Below are 13,495 nucleotides of genomic sequence, written 5' to 3'. Positions count from 1 at the left end.
ACGAAGATGGCGCGCCGCAGGGAAGGGGGCATGGAGGAGGCGGACGGGCACGCGCCGGGCAGCGCGCGCGGAACGGCGACCCGGCCGCACGCGTGGCGCGATGCCTCGTACCCGACGCGCCACCCGATCGGAGCGAATGGCGCCGGTGCGTCTCCTGCGTCTCTTCCGTTGCGGTAACGGGCGGACGGTTGAATCTGTCCGTCGAATCTACCGTGTCGCAAACGCAGGAAGGAAGTGCGGATTCGTGAACGGGACCTTCGAAAATCTGCAAGATGCCGGCGCACCCGGCGCGTGGCGGCGGCGTCAGTCGTTCGACGGCTCGGCATCGCCCGCGACGAGCGAAGCCGGCGCGAAGGACGCCAGGAACTCGAACAGCTTGCGCGTCGGCTGCGGCACGGCCCCCGTGCGGATGCCGACCGACATGACCCGGTTCGCCCACGGATCGTTGAGGCGGATGAAGCGCAGGCGCATGGGTTCGCGAAAGAGCGCGACGGCGCGCTCCGGCAGGATGCCGATGCCCTGTCCCGCGGCAATCAGCCGGCACATGGCTTCGAAGCTCTGCACCTGGACGCGGAAGCGGACCGCCTTCCCGAGCAGCGCGGCTTCCCTGACGAGCGAACGCGTGAGCTCCGAGCGGTCGTCCAGCGCGACCAGGTCGTGCTCGAGCAACGCGCTGAAGTCGATCGAGTCGCCGGTCAGGCAGTAGTCTTCGGGCACGACCACGCTCGCCCGGTCCATGCAGTAGGGCGCGAGGTGAATCCCTTCGGTCGCGGTCCGGGACGTGACGATCCCGACGTCTGCCCGGCCTTCACGCAGCGCCTGCAGGATGTCGGCGCTTCTCAGCTCGCTGATCTGCAGCTTGATGTCGCGGTAGCGCTGCGAGAATTCGCGCAATTGATCGGGAAGGTCCTGGCTGATCGCCGAGATGTTCGCAAAGACCCGGACCCGGCCGATGGAGCCTTTCGTGTAGTCGGACAGCTCGCTGTAGATCGCATCCGTGCGCAGCAACAGGTCGGTCGCATGGCGCAACAGCGCCTCGCCGGCGGGGGTCGGCTCCACGCCGGCTACCGTGCGGTTCAGGAGCACCACGCGAAAGTGATGCTCGAGCAGCGCGATCCGGCGGCTGGCGGTGGACAGTGACATGTGAGACTGCTGTGCGGCGCGGGACAGGCTGCCCAGCTCGGATGCACGGACGAACAGGGCGAGTGACGTGAGATCGAACAAGCGCGGACTCCCATTGAAGCTGGGGGAAGTATGTCACTCCTCCAGGCCCGCCATGGCATCCGGCGCTTTGGGGCTAACCCTGACCGGCAGCCGATGCTGCGCCGCACACCGCGATGCGCGCGTCATGCCGGAACGAAAACGTCGGGCGCGCGGGCGGCGGCTAGAATGCTGCGTTTCGATGCTTGTGCATCGCACCGTGCCCCGGCCGGACGACGCGTGCATTCGAGATATTCGAAGTGCCGCTTGAAGGATTTCGCATATCGGCCGAATCCGGCAGCCGGTAGATTCGAACGGTCCCCGCTCGCACCCATCTATTTCAACAGCGAGCGCACGCGCCGCGAGGCGAGCATGCAGCGCCGGCGAGCGGGGCCAGCCATGAACATTCGGAGACAAACGTGGAAATCGACGCGACCTGCAATCCGGGCGGCATCGCTGCACCGGTATCGGTTCACAGCCCGGCGCACGAGGACCGGCTGTTTCGTCGGCTGGCGCTGCAAATCCTGCCGATCCTGATGTTCGCCTATGTCACTTCGTACATCGACCGCGTCAACGTCAGCTTCGCGAAACTGCAGATGAGCCAGCATCTGGGCTTCTCCGACGCCGTGTTCGGCTTCGGTGCCGGGATCTTCTTTCTCGGCTACGTGATCTTCGAGGTGCCCGGCAACATGCTGCTGGTGCGGGTCGGGCCGCGGCGCTGGATCACGCGGATCGTCGTGTCCTGGGGCATCGTGTCGGGGCTGACCGCTTTCGTCGCCACGCCGCTGCAGTTCTATGTGATGCGTTTCCTGCTCGGCGTCGCCGAGGCCGGATTCATCCCGGCCATCGTCCTTTACATGACCCGCTCGTTCCCGCGCCATCGCCGCGCGCGCATCCTGTCGCTGTTCTATGCCGCCCTCGCGCTGGCCGGATTGATCGGATCGCCGCTGACCGGTTTCATTCTGCAGTATTTCGACGGCGCGCTGCAGATTCCGGGCTGGAAGTGGATCTTCATCCTCGAGTCGCTGCCGGCATTCGTGGCCGCCCTTTACGTGTGGAACGGGCTCGACGACGACGTGACGCTCAGCGACCGCTATTCCGCGGCAGACCGCGCGATCCTGGCACGCGTGCTGTCGGACGATCGTGCGGCGACCGGGGCGGCGAATCACACGGGCCTCTTCTCGAACGGGCTGGTCTGGGCGTTCTGCGTGATCTACTTTCTCGATGTCTTCGCCATTTACGGTTACACGTTCTGGGCGCCGACGATGATCAAGCAGATGGGCATCGGGAGCGACTTCGTCATCGGCCTCTTGGCCGCGCTGCCCAATGCCGTGTCCGTGCTCGTGATGGTGCTGTTCGGCCGCAGCGCGGACCGTCGCGGCCACCGGCGCCTGCACGTTGCGGCGCTCCTCCTGATGGGCGCAACCGGGCTCGGGCTGTCGGTCATCTGGCGCGACCACCTGTGGCTCGGCATGTTCGCGCTCTGCATCGCGAACGCCGGACTCATCTCGTTTCCGCCGCTGTTCTGGAGCATGCCTACCACCGCACTCGGTACCGCATCGGTGTCGATGGGCATCGCCGTGATCAGTTCGTTCGGCAACCTCGGCGGCTTCTTCGGACCCTATGCGGTCGGCTATCTGAAGCAGGTGTCGGGCGGTCTTGCCGCGCCGCTGTTCCTGATGGTCGGCTGCCTGTTGCTCGGCCTGATTCTCACGATGTTCCTGCCGGCACGCCTGGTCGATCGATAAGGGCGGTCCGTTTCGCCGCGGCCGCTGCGCCGCGGTGCCATTCCTTTTTGACGGAAATCACATGAAACAACAGATTGGCCTGATCGGCGTCGGCTTGATGGGGCACGGCATCGCGCGCAACGTGCTGAAACACGGTTATCCGCTCACGGTCGTCGAGCATCCCGGCAACCAGCCGCTCGACGAGCTGCTGCGCGGCGGCGTGCGGACCGCGAGGACGGCGCGCGAGCTGGCGCTGGAAGCGGACGTCATCATTCTCTGCGTGACGGGTTCGCCGGAGGTGGAGGCGGTCCTCACCGGTGAGCAGGGCGTGTTGGCCGGGTTGAAGGACAACGCGATCGTCATCGATTGCTCGACTGCCGTGCCGGATTCGACCGTCAGGATGGCGCGGCTCGTCGAAGCAGCCGGCGGCCGGCTCGTCGACGCGCCGATGACGCGCGGCGCGAAAGAAGCGCACGAGGGGCGGCTCAATCTGCTGATCGGCGCGACGCCCGAGTTGTTCGCCGAGGTGCGTCCGGTGCTCGCGTGTTTCGCGGAAAACATCACGCGTGTCGGCGATCTCGGCGCCGGCCACAGCATGAAGCTGCTGCACAACTATGTGTCGCTCGGGACCATTGCATTGCTGTCGGAAGCCGTTGCCTGTGCGAAGCGATCGGGCGTGGACACGGCGGTGCTCGCCGACGTGCTCGCAAACGGCGGTGGCGGCGGGGCGGCATTGAACCGGCTACTGCCGTTCCTGCAGAGCGGCGACACGTCGAGCCTGCCGTTTCATATGGCGAACGCGTTCAAGGATCTGTCCTACTACTCGGCGATGGCGGAGGGCGTCGACGCGGCACATGCCATTGCGAGCGCGGTCACGGACACCTACCGGGACGCCGTTGCCAGCGCCGGTGCGCATTGCCCGGTTCTCAAACTGTCCGACGTGCTCGCGGCGACGGACGCGCGCGAGGAGGACGGCGCGCGGTAGCGCGGCGTCAGCCGTGTTGATGCAACGGTTGGGGCCTGCGCTCGAGCGTGGCTGTCGTCGCGGTTCGGCCAGGTGATGCAGCGCACGTCGGCTGGGCATCGGCGGGAGCATTTGTCTCGTCGTTCGCATCGATGCTGCGCATCGGCATCGACATCGGGATCGGCATCGATGCACCGATGCACCGATGCACCGATGCACCGATGCACCGATGCACCGATGCACCGATGCACCGATGCGTCTCGCGCAGAGGGTCGCGTCGAATGCGCATCTCCGCTACCGCTTGCGCCGCCGCCTTCGAAAGAAATTCCAGAACATCGCGGTTGCGTCCGGCCCGGTCGCGGAGTGGAATGCTTCGCGCGGATCGCCGCCGCTCCACGCGTGCGCCAGGCGGCGCACGATGCAGACCCGCACGATCAGCGTGCCGCCGCGCAGATAGTCGGTGTAATCCGCATCGTCGTGCGCGTACGTATGTTGCTTGCCGACGCGCAGCGCACCCTGTGCGTCGACGAGCCGATTGATCCGCGCGAACGCGACACCCAGCTGCAGCGCATTTTGCTCGGCGACGACCGTATCGAGTCCGCCGTGCACGACGAGTGCCGGCATGCCCGGATAAGCGTGCCCGTCGACGCAGGCATCGACGACGCGTATCGGATCGTCGCGCAGACCGCGGCGCATCAGGCTCATCGCGGCCATCGTCGACAACGGCGGTGCGATGGCCGGACCGGAGTGCAGGCCGACGGCCGCGAAGCGATCGGGAAATTCGAGCGCCAGACGCGCGGCCAGCCCGGCGCCGGCCGAGATGCCGGCCAGATAGACGCGGTCGCGATCGAACCCGCGCTCCCGCACGATCGCGTCGACGAGCGATGCGATCGCCGGGGCCTCCGACTGCGACGCATCGCCATGCCAGTTCCAGCAGCGATGGGCGTGGGCGGTCTTCGCCTGTTCGGGAAACAGCACGGCAAATCCGGCGCGCTCCGCGACACGGCAAATACGGGTGCCCGCGGCGAACGACTCGGCGGTCTGCTTGCAGCCGTGCAGCATGACGACGACGGGCAGGCCGTCGGTCGTCGCCGGTGCGGCGGGCAGGTACAGCGCGTACGCAAGATGGTTGACGAGCTGGCCGGCGGCGGGGCGCGCGGAATGAAACGAGCGTAGCCACGTGCCGGGTGCCTGGCGCGGCGCCGTGCGGGCGGCGGGCGCGGGCGCGGGCGCGCGGGCGTGACGCGTGGTGCGTGCGGTGGCGGGGCGCTTTGCCGATGGCGCCGGCTTGGCGGTCTTCCTTTTGGGCCGCGCGCGCGTCGCGGCGGTCAACAGGTCGAAAGGCCGTAGCCAGAGGCTGGATTTTTTCCTGGGCATGGACGGATCTCGTGCCGGCGGCGCGCGCGACAGCATGCGGCGAAGCCGGCCGTCGGGTGGAGGGCGAATGACGGCAGCGCACGATGCGTGCCGCGGGACGCGTCCGCGTCGACGTCCTCCTGCATGACCGGCACGGAGGCGACGGCGCGACCCGCGCCGCGCGACATGTTGCCGGTGGCATCGCGATTCGGACAGGCCACGCGCCATGCTAGCAGGCATCGCTCGCCTCGAGTGCGATGGTTCCGTGACGGATCGATGAATGCTTCGACCCTACCGCGGGCCGTCCCGAACGCCATGCTCGACATCGTCCATGCGCATCCGGCGACCGGCTTCGCGATGAACCGGGCCTTCTCCCCGACGACGCAATCCGATGCGGATGCGTTCGTCGCGATGCGTGGAATGGGGCGGCGATGCGACGACGGCATGCAGCCGGCCGCGCCGGCGGACCTTGTATCGATTGCTTGTATGCAATCGCCGCAATCGCATGTCGCAATGCCGGCGTGAAGGATTTACCGATACGTCCACACCCGGTGCAGCACGAACATCGTCGGCGGGATCAGCAGCGCGATCGCGACGATGGCCCAGCCGCGCGGTACGTCGAGCAGTTCGGCAGCGCGCGCGAGCCCCATCGTTTCGGCGAAGCCGGCCAGCGCCACGGTCAGATAGCGCACCAGGTTGCGCGAATGTACCGTCGACGAGAAGCTCCACAGCGTATTCGCGAGATACGAGAACACCGTCGCGCCGATGAACGCGACGGCGTTCGCGATCACTTGCGTCGCATCGAAGAGCGCGTACAGCGCGGACGCGATCAGCACGTGCAGCGCGGTCGAGCAGAGCCCGGACAGGCCGAAGCGCGCCAGCCGCACGCGCTCGGCGTAGAGCAGTGCGAACATCGCCGGCTCCGCCGCTCAGCGGGCGCCGACCCGCACGCGGGCCGGCTGGACGCGGCGGCGTGCGGTCGCGCGGCGCGCATCGCGCACGACCGGCAGCTCGATCACCTTGCCGTGTGCCTGGTAGCGGCGGCGAATCAGGTAGACGGGACGTTGCTTCGACTCGTCGTAGATGCGCCCGATGTACTCGCCGACCACGCCGATGCCGATGAGCTCGATGCCGCCGATGAACAGTATGACCGACAGCAGCGACGCGTAGCCGTGCACCGGATTGCCGAACAGCAGCGTGCGGCCCACGATGAACGCGCCGTACAGGAATGCGAGCGCGGCGATGCCGAGGCCGATGTAGGTCCAGCTACGCAGCGGCACGGTGCTGAAGCTCGTGATCCCTTCGATCGCGAAATTCCACAGCTTCCATCCGGAGAACTTCGAATGCCCGGCGCTGCGCGGATCGCGCTGGTACTCGACGATCACGGTCCGGTAGCCGACCCATGCGAACAGCCCCTTCATGAAGCGATGGCGCTCGGGCAGGCTGCGCAGCGCGTTCACGACCTTGCGGTCCATCAGCCGGAAGTCGCCGACGTTCTCCGGCAGCTTCACGTCCGACAGCACGTTGTGCACGCGATAGTAGATCGCGGCGGCGGTGCGCTTCGCGAACGAATCGCACGCGCGGTTGCTGCGCTTCGCGGCGACGACTTCCGCGCCGTCGCGCCAGTGCTCGAGCATCACCGGAATCAGGCTCGGCGGATCCTGCAGGTCGGCGTCGAGCGGGATCACCGCGTCGCCGTCGGCTTCGTCGAGGCCGGCGGTCAGCGCCGCTTCCTTGCCGAAGTTGCGGGTGAGATCGATGACGCGCACGCGGCGGTCGCCCATGCTGACCCGGATCAGGCGGTCGAGCGTGTCGTCGCGGCTGCCGTCGTTCACGCAGACGATCTCGAAGCGGATCGCGTCGAGGCCGGCCATCAGCGGGATCACGACGTCGAAGAAGCGTTCGACGGCTTCGCCTTCGTTGTAGAACGGTACGACCAGCGAGACGAGCGGTGTGTAGAGCGGTTCGCGCATGATGGGTTCCCCTGTGATGACGTGTCAGCGGCCGACGTCGAAGGTCGGGCGGCCGCTGCGGCGCAGTCCGTGCGCCGGGCGGTGGTGCGAGCGGACCGGATGCGGGAATCCGGTCTCGGTCGAGTTGTCGCGTGCGTCGGGCATCGACGGCACGTCGTGCCTTTCTTGTGCAATCCGGCTGACGAGCAGTGCCAGCGAGGCCAGCGTGACCAGCGGCATGAACTGGAACGACAGATGCGGGACCAGCACGAGGCCGGCGAGCGGTATCACCCACATCAGCAGCAGCCATTCGCGATCGAAGCGCCGCCAGCCGTGCGTCCACGCATAGCGTGCGTACCATGCGATCACGAGCCCGTACCAGGTCAGGTCGTAGTCGTACAGATAGGGGCTGACGATCAGGCAGGCGCAGGCGAGCGTCGCGGCACGCAGCGCGTACGAACACGCGCCGCGCCATGCGTACACGACGGCGATCGCGGCGGCCGCGGCCGACAGCAGCTGCAGGCCGCGCGCGACGTAGGCGGGCCAGCCGGCGAGGGTGGCGAGCGCGAAGACGGTCGGCATGCGCGCGAGCCGCGCGTGGCCGGCGCCGACGAGCTGCGCTGCGTCGTGAATTCCGTGTGCGAATGCGAACCACGCGCCGAGGCCGAACGCGAGCGTCGACAGCGCGAAGCCGCCGGCGATCGTTGCCGCCCACGCGGCCAGCGCGCGCCATTGAGCGGCGCACAGCAGCGCGATCGGGAACAGGATCGCCATTTGCGGCTTCATCGTCAGCAACCCGAAGCAGATGCCGGCGATGACGGGACGACGATTCAGCATCAGCATCCCGCAGCCGGCGAGTGTCGCGGTCAGGAGGCTCGTCTGCCCGACGATCACCGTGAGAAACGCGCCGGGGAAGGCGAGCGCGCAGAGCAGCGCCGCATCGCGCTGCACGGTCGCGCGGATCGTCACTGCGAACAGCATGTAGGTGACGCCGATCCACAGCACGAGCGCAAACATGTACGGCAGCCAGCCGAGCGGCAGCACGAACAGCAGCATGGTCGGCGGATAGAGCCACGGCAGCGAGCCGTCCGCGGCGTTCATCGTCGGAATCGCGAGTTTCTCGATCGCGAAGAGCGACGAGAAATGCCACGCGTCGATCGCATGGCCGTGCGCGGCGAGCCGTGCCGCGCTCCAGATCGGCGCGAGATCCTGCGCGAGCGGCCCGGGCACGGACGTATGCGACCCGTGCACGCGTGCGAGGTAGATGCAGAGGAACAGCAACTCGGTCAGCAGTACCGCTGCCGCATAGAGGCGTACCCGATCACGATTGAGCCAATGCGGGAACCGGCGCGGGCCGGCGATCGGCAGTTCAGGATGTGCGTCGAGCACCGAATCGACGTGCAAAAGGGAGCGCGGCGATCTCATCACGCATTCCCCGATGCAAGGGTCGAGCGCCGCACGACGACGAACAGGACGGCGAGCAGCACGACCGGGCCGATCTGCGGCAGCTTCGTGATCCGGTTGAATATCTCGAATATCGGCAGAAGCCATGCGAGCACGATCACGATCTGGTCTCCCGGCAGCCAGCCTTCGTCGAGCCCGTGGGCCATCACGCAGAAGAACGCGATGCCGAGCCACGCGAGTTCGTAATGCCACAGATAGGGGGTCGTCAACAGCGTGGCGATCACCAGCGCCGCGCCGCGCAGCCGAATGTCGGCCGTGCGACGCCAGACCTGGACGGCGGCGGCGATTGCGAGCAGCCCCACGGCGGCCTGGGCGGCGAGCGAGACCGGAATCGATGCGCCCGCGAGCCGCAGCGCCGCGAACGTCGTGGGCGAAACGAACCAGTAGGCAGGAAGGGTGAAATGCATGCCGCGCACGATCGACATCGCCTGAGCCAGGCCGTGCAGGGAGCTGGTGCCGGTCAGCGCAATGCCGGCCACGGTGAACAGCACCGTGGTGATCGCTGCCGACGCGAAGGTGCGCCACGAGCGGGTCGCGACCAGCACGAACGGAAACACTACCGCCAGTTGCGGCTTGATGGCGAGCAGCCCGATCAGCACGCCGGCGACGATCGGGCGTCGGCCGAGGAAATGCAGCGCGAATGCGGCGATGCCGGCGGTCAGGATGCTGTTCTGCCCGTACAGGACGGACGCGAACACGCCCGAGTAGGCGAGCACGACGAGCGCGGCGGCGCGCGGAACGGGCAGGTGCGCACGCAGACCCGACAGTCGCAGGACCGCGTACGCATAGCATAAAAGACTGCCCGCAAAAAAGAGGAAATACGCGGGCAGGAAAGGCACGAGGGCGACCGGCGCGATGAGCAGCAGCATCGTCGGCGGATATAGCCAGGGCAGCGACTGGTGACCTATATAGGCACCGAATTGCGCTACCTCGGCATGGGAGAAGAAGACCGGATCGTAGATCGCGGCGGCATGGCCTTGCAGCACGAGCTGCGACGCGGTCCAGAAGACGGAGAAGTCGACACCCGGTCGTGCGGTGGTCTGTGACGTGAAGGCATCCGTCACGAAGCCCCAGGTGATCAGGAATCCAACACACAGCATCAGCATGATGCAGCTGTACGGAATGATCCGGTCGGCTGTCAGCCATTGAGCACAGCGTTTGGCGCGATAGCGCACTCCACGATTGGCTGTGTACATGATGCCCCGTTTGCGGTGAAGGCTGCTTCTCTGCCGCAGCCTTTTTGTGTTGTCGTGTATCCGGATCGAATCGCATTCGATGGCGCTGTCCGGTGAATGCATTGTTGGAGAAAAAATCGCGTGACGCAAACCGCGGGCTGAATCGTGAGATATCGATTCGACAGCGACAGCGCGGAAAACCGGGTTTTCACGTCTGAGAAAACCGTACCGGCGCAAATGATGTTTCTCACTTGAAACATTCCGTGTTTTTCGCCGGTCCGGCGGTGTGCCGAATTCGCGTCGGGCGACGGGCTACATGGATTCGGGAAAATCCCGAGAAAATTTTTGGGTGCCCTTGCACAGCACGGCGGCGCCCCGCCGGCACCTCGGGCCGGCCTGCATGCGTATATCAAATCTGAAACATTTTGTGCAGCGCGCCGAAACCCGACTCACGGGTGACTCGCCGGAACCCTTGCTGCGTCTGGATTTTCCTCCGGCTGGCCTGCTCTTTGCGTCAAGGTCCGCACGACAGTCGACGACGTGATGAACGACCGGTTGAAGCAACAGGCTGACAAGACCGGACTCAATCACCTGCGGAAAGCAACGGATCGAGGGCGCGTCGGGGAATATGCCGCCCAGGCCATGAAAACCGCCGGAAACGTCGACCGAGCGAATAGACGACGGCATCGTCCGCGCAACAAGAATCACATGACAGCATTTGGGGAATAAAAATGAAAGACCAGAGCACGTCGCGGCTTGCATGCCGCGAAGCATATCCGCAGCAGCATCGACGCGCTTGCGTCATCCGTTCAATCCGTATTCATGCCCGGTACGGTCGTTACGCCGTTCTGCTCGATCGCGTCATTCGCCAGATCGCAGCGCGCATGCATATCGCACGCATCAGCCCACCGACAATCGTTCGCCCGGCCAGGCTCGTACCCTGCCGTGTCCGTCGCTGAGCGCCGCATCCGATTCCTTTTGTTGTGCCGTTGTGCCGGTAGTACCCGCTCCCCGCGTCGATTCCCGACAACGGGATTCCAATAGTAATGCGAAAGGAGAGTAGCCATGTCCACGTTCATCCAGAAAGTCCGCGGTTTCGTCCAAGACGAGCAAGGTGTGACGGCCATCGAATACGGCCTGATCGCCGCGCTGATCGCAGTCGGCCTCGTTGCAGCACTGACGCTGGTCGGAAACGATCTCAAGACCGTGTTCAACACGATCGCAGACGACCTCAACGCGGCGATCTGAATGGCGGGGCGGCGAACGGCGGGTCCGGCCCGTTCGTCGTCATCCCGTCGCTCGAGCGGGGCCGGACACCCAACCCACAGATGTCGAATGGATCGAACGGCGGATGACTCGGCCGGTGCACTGCTCGAGTCTCCCCCGCTCTCTTGATCAACCGAATCGGAGGCCGTCATGCGGACCAGGGGATGTGCGGTAGCGGTATCGCGATGGATCGCCGACGAGCAGGGGGTGACGTCGATCGAATATGCGCTGATCGCGGCAGTGTTCGCCACCATCGTGCTGGGAAGCGTGGTCGTACTGAAGGGTTCGCTTGAAGACATGTACAACGCGATCGCGTCGATCGTGACCGCGGCGGTCAATACCGCACTCGGTCAGTGATCCTGACCATTAAATCCCGTCGAGGTTCGCCATGTTGCCTGCCGCGCTGCCTTACCCGGTTCCGTTGTGCGTGACGCTGCTAGTCGTCGTCGCGGCCAGCACGGACATCACGAGCCGGCGCATCCCGAACCGGCTCGTCGCGGTCGGGCTGGCCGGTGCGCTGATTGCCCAGTGCGCGCTGCACGGCATCGAGGCGGGCGCGCTCGCATGGCTTGCCGGCGCTGCGACCGGCTTCGGCCTGCTGCTGCCGTTCTATCTGTTGCGCGGGATGGCTGCAGGCGACGTGAAGCTGATGCTCGCGATCGGCGCGTGGGTCGGCGCACAGATGACGTTCTACATCGTGCTGGCCGCCTTTCTGGCCGGCGGGATCGGCGCGATCGGTTTCGCGCTGCTGCGCGGACGCATGCGCCAGATGTGGGCGAACGTCGCGGCGCTGATCGCGCGTCGCGCGTCCGGGGCGCGTGCAGGGGCAACCGACGGCCCCGTGGAGTTCGCGTCGGTCGGTGCGTTGCCGTATGGCGTGGCGATTGCCGCCGGCACGCTGGGCATGCTGTTCGTATCGTGCGCGTAGCGCGCCGAACCTGCAACGAGGATGGACCGAACATGAACACGAACTCCACCGAACCGAGACGCGACGCGCAGGTTGCACACCTGCCGCTTCCGTCGCCCATGCGGGAGGCGCACGCGAAGCCGGGCGCGCAACTGCCGGCGGCACCGCGCTCGCTCGAGGAAACCGGACTGAGCCAGGCGTTCATCGCCGGGCTCGTGCTGAAGTCGACGCTGGTGCTCGGCCGCCCGTCCTACGGCGACCTGATCGAGCGTCACTGCCTGCCGCTCGCCGTGCTCGACGACATCTTCGCGTTCCTGGTGCGCGAGCATCTGGTCGAACTGACCCATCGCGGCAAGACGGACCTCGACGTGACGTTCCGTCTGACCGAGGCGGGCCGCGTGGCCGCGCTCGAAGAGCGCACGCGCAACAGCTACAGCGGGCCAGCGCCGGTGACGCTCGACGCGTATCTCGACTGCGTGTCCGCCCATTCGGTGCGCAAGTTGCGCGTGGCCCAGAACGACGTGTGGGCCATCTTCGAAGGCGTCGTCATGGATACGGCGATCCTCGATTCGGCGGCCGCCTCGCTGAACTCCGGCCGTCCGCTTCTGATCTACGGCCCGGCCGGCAGCGGCAAGACTTTCCTCGCGGAGCGGCTCGGCGCGCTGATGGGCGGCCACGTGCCGGTTCCCTATGCCATTTGCGCTGCCGGCGAAGTGATCCAGATCTACGACCCGCTCGTGCATGTCGATGCGGCAGCGCAGGCGGACGGCCAATCGGTCGATCGCCGCTGGCGCCTGTGCGAGCGGCCGGTCGTGATGTCCGGCGGCGAGCTGACGCTCGACGAGCTCGACCTGCGCCGCGATGACGCGGCGGGCTTCTACCAGGCGCCGCCGCACATGAAGGCGAACATGGGCATGTACATCATCGACGATCTCGGCCGCCAGCGTGTCGAGCCGCGCGACCTGCTCAACCGCTGGCTGCGCCCGCTGGATCGCGGCGTCGATTTCCTGACGCTCGAGTCCGGCAACCGCTTCGTGCTGCCGTTCGACGTCTGGCCGGTGTTCTCGAGCAACCTGGCCCCGGAGCAGTTCGCCGACGACGCGTTCCTGCGCCGGCTCGGTTCCAAGCTTCACGTCGGCGCGTTGTCGATCGACCACTATCGCGCGGTGTTCGACGCCGCATGCGCGTCGCTCGGCCTGGTATCGACGCAGGACGCATTCGACTATCTGCTGCACCGGCTGCACCTGCCGACCGGCAAGGCCTATCTCGCATGCTTCCCGATGGATCTGCTGCGCCTCGTCGCCGCCGGCGCGCGGTATCGCGGCGATCCGCTCGAAGTGACGCACGACGCGCTGCACGACGCATGGGCCAGCTATTTCGGCACGGCGCCCGAGCGCGACGGCGTGTATCTGCCGCCTGTCGACCACGGCGGTCGCACGCACGTAACCGGTTGAGCCGTTTCTTTCACGATTCGTTGAGGAGCA

General features: G+C 66.4%; 13 protein-coding genes. 7 read left to right on the top strand and 6 right to left on the bottom strand.

The genetic code is table 11. The annotated features are described in order from the left end of the window. Window positions 1-303: 303 nt before the first annotated feature. On the bottom strand, window positions 304-1,224 hold the full coding sequence (locus U4Y91_RS26220) for a LysR family transcriptional regulator (protein ID WP_321807522.1): 921 nt from the start codon (window positions 1,222-1,224) through the stop codon (window positions 304-306). 395 nt (window positions 1,225-1,619) lie between these two features. On the opposite strand from U4Y91_RS26220, the gene U4Y91_RS26215 reads away from it, so the two are divergent. Together U4Y91_RS26215 and U4Y91_RS26210 are read left to right on the top strand one after the other, a co-directional pair. Continuing rightward, the gene (locus tag U4Y91_RS26215) at window positions 1,620-2,948 is read left to right on the top strand and encodes an MFS transporter (protein ID WP_321807521.1); all 1,329 of its coding nucleotides are present in this window, start codon (window positions 1,620-1,622) and stop codon (window positions 2,946-2,948) included. Between the two features lie 61 nt (window positions 2,949-3,009). Next, window positions 3,010-3,912, top strand: a complete 903-nt coding sequence (locus tag U4Y91_RS26210) for an NAD(P)-dependent oxidoreductase (RefSeq protein WP_321807520.1) — start codon at window positions 3,010-3,012, stop codon at window positions 3,910-3,912. Between the two features lie 273 nt (window positions 3,913-4,185). Here the strand turns inward: U4Y91_RS26210 and U4Y91_RS26205 are convergent, their stop codons facing one another. Then, entirely contained in the window at window positions 4,186-5,268 is a 1,083-nt protein-coding gene (locus U4Y91_RS26205) for a PHB depolymerase family esterase (RefSeq protein WP_321807519.1), read from the bottom strand. Between the two features lie 294 nt (window positions 5,269-5,562). Between U4Y91_RS26205 and U4Y91_RS26200 the strand changes: the two genes are divergently transcribed. Continuing rightward, a complete protein-coding gene (locus tag U4Y91_RS26200) occupies window positions 5,563-5,772 on the top strand; it encodes a hypothetical protein (RefSeq protein WP_321807518.1) in 210 nt (69 codons plus the stop codon). 5 nt (window positions 5,773-5,777) lie between these two features. Here U4Y91_RS26200 and U4Y91_RS26195 read toward each other — a convergent pair whose 3' ends face one another. Genes U4Y91_RS26195 through U4Y91_RS26180 form a run of 4 tightly spaced genes read right to left on the bottom strand, consistent with a single transcriptional unit; the run spans window position 5,778 to window position 9,859 of the window. After that, window positions 5,778-6,161, bottom strand: a complete 384-nt coding sequence (locus tag U4Y91_RS26195; protein WP_321807517.1) for a GtrA family protein — start codon at window positions 6,159-6,161, stop codon at window positions 5,778-5,780. 15 nt (window positions 6,162-6,176) lie between these two features. Further along, entirely contained in the window at window positions 6,177-7,220 is a 1,044-nt protein-coding gene (locus U4Y91_RS26190) for a glycosyltransferase family 2 protein (protein ID WP_321807516.1), read from the bottom strand. A gap of 24 nt (window positions 7,221-7,244) precedes the next feature. Then, window positions 7,245-8,624: a glycosyltransferase family 87 protein gene (locus U4Y91_RS26185; RefSeq protein WP_321807515.1), complete on the bottom strand. Its 1,380-nt coding sequence runs from the start codon at window positions 8,622-8,624 to the stop codon at window positions 7,245-7,247. Continuing rightward, window positions 8,624-9,859: a glycosyltransferase family 87 protein gene (locus U4Y91_RS26180; protein ID WP_321807583.1), complete on the bottom strand. Its 1,236-nt coding sequence runs from the start codon at window positions 9,857-9,859 to the stop codon at window positions 8,624-8,626. Before U4Y91_RS26180 ends, U4Y91_RS26185 begins: the two co-directional genes overlap by 1 nt. Before the next feature lie 1,044 nt (window positions 9,860-10,903). On the opposite strand from U4Y91_RS26180, the gene U4Y91_RS26175 reads away from it, so the two are divergent. From U4Y91_RS26175 to U4Y91_RS26160, 4 genes are all read left to right on the top strand, one after another. Beyond that, window positions 10,904-11,086, top strand: a complete 183-nt coding sequence (locus U4Y91_RS26175) for a Flp family type IVb pilin (RefSeq protein ID WP_011880534.1) — start codon at window positions 10,904-10,906, stop codon at window positions 11,084-11,086. Window positions 11,087-11,254: 168 nt separating this feature from the next. Then, window positions 11,255-11,461 (top strand): Flp family type IVb pilin, encoded by a 207-nt coding sequence (locus U4Y91_RS26170; RefSeq protein ID WP_044844309.1) that lies wholly within the window; start codon window positions 11,255-11,257, stop codon window positions 11,459-11,461. Between the two features lie 31 nt (window positions 11,462-11,492). Then, window positions 11,493-12,032, top strand: a complete 540-nt coding sequence (locus tag U4Y91_RS26165; RefSeq protein WP_321807514.1) for a prepilin peptidase — start codon at window positions 11,493-11,495, stop codon at window positions 12,030-12,032. 32 nt (window positions 12,033-12,064) lie between these two features. Further along, window positions 12,065-13,465: an ATP-binding protein gene (locus U4Y91_RS26160; RefSeq protein WP_321807513.1), complete on the top strand. Its 1,401-nt coding sequence runs from the start codon at window positions 12,065-12,067 to the stop codon at window positions 13,463-13,465. The last annotated feature ends 30 nt before the right edge of the window (window positions 13,466-13,495 follow it).

Origin of the sequence: Burkholderia sp. BCC1993, from assembly GCF_905339865.1 — a bacterium.
Classification (GTDB): domain Bacteria; phylum Pseudomonadota; class Gammaproteobacteria; order Burkholderiales; family Burkholderiaceae; genus Burkholderia.
Note: the sequence above shows the minus strand (reverse complement) of the source record. Positions and strands in the feature narration are given on the sequence as shown.

Excerpts from the sequence above, each read along its gene's own strand:
- U4Y91_RS26210 (WP_321807520.1), top strand. The coding sequence starts at position 3,010 with ATGAAACAACAGATTGGCCTGATCGGCGTCGGCTTGATGGGGCACGGC.
- U4Y91_RS26205 (WP_321807519.1), bottom strand. The coding sequence starts at position 5,268 with ATGCCCAGGAAAAAATCCAGCCTCTGGCTACGGCCTTTCGACCTGTTG.
- U4Y91_RS26200 (WP_321807518.1), top strand. The coding sequence starts at position 5,563 with ATGCTCGACATCGTCCATGCGCATCCGGCGACCGGCTTCGCGATGAAC.
- U4Y91_RS26195 (WP_321807517.1), bottom strand. The coding sequence starts at position 6,161 with ATGTTCGCACTGCTCTACGCCGAGCGCGTGCGGCTGGCGCGCTTCGGC.
- U4Y91_RS26190 (WP_321807516.1), bottom strand. The coding sequence starts at position 7,220 with ATGCGCGAACCGCTCTACACACCGCTCGTCTCGCTGGTCGTACCGTTC.
- U4Y91_RS26185 (WP_321807515.1), bottom strand. The coding sequence starts at position 8,624 with ATGAGATCGCCGCGCTCCCTTTTGCACGTCGATTCGGTGCTCGACGCA.
- U4Y91_RS26180 (WP_321807583.1), bottom strand. The coding sequence starts at position 9,859 with ATGTACACAGCCAATCGTGGAGTGCGCTATCGCGCCAAACGCTGTGCT.
- U4Y91_RS26175 (WP_011880534.1), top strand. The coding sequence starts at position 10,904 with ATGTCCACGTTCATCCAGAAAGTCCGCGGTTTCGTCCAAGACGAGCAA.
- U4Y91_RS26170 (WP_044844309.1), top strand. The coding sequence starts at position 11,255 with ATGCGGACCAGGGGATGTGCGGTAGCGGTATCGCGATGGATCGCCGAC.
- U4Y91_RS26165 (WP_321807514.1), top strand. The coding sequence starts at position 11,493 with ATGTTGCCTGCCGCGCTGCCTTACCCGGTTCCGTTGTGCGTGACGCTG.
- U4Y91_RS26160 (WP_321807513.1), top strand. The coding sequence starts at position 12,065 with ATGAACACGAACTCCACCGAACCGAGACGCGACGCGCAGGTTGCACAC.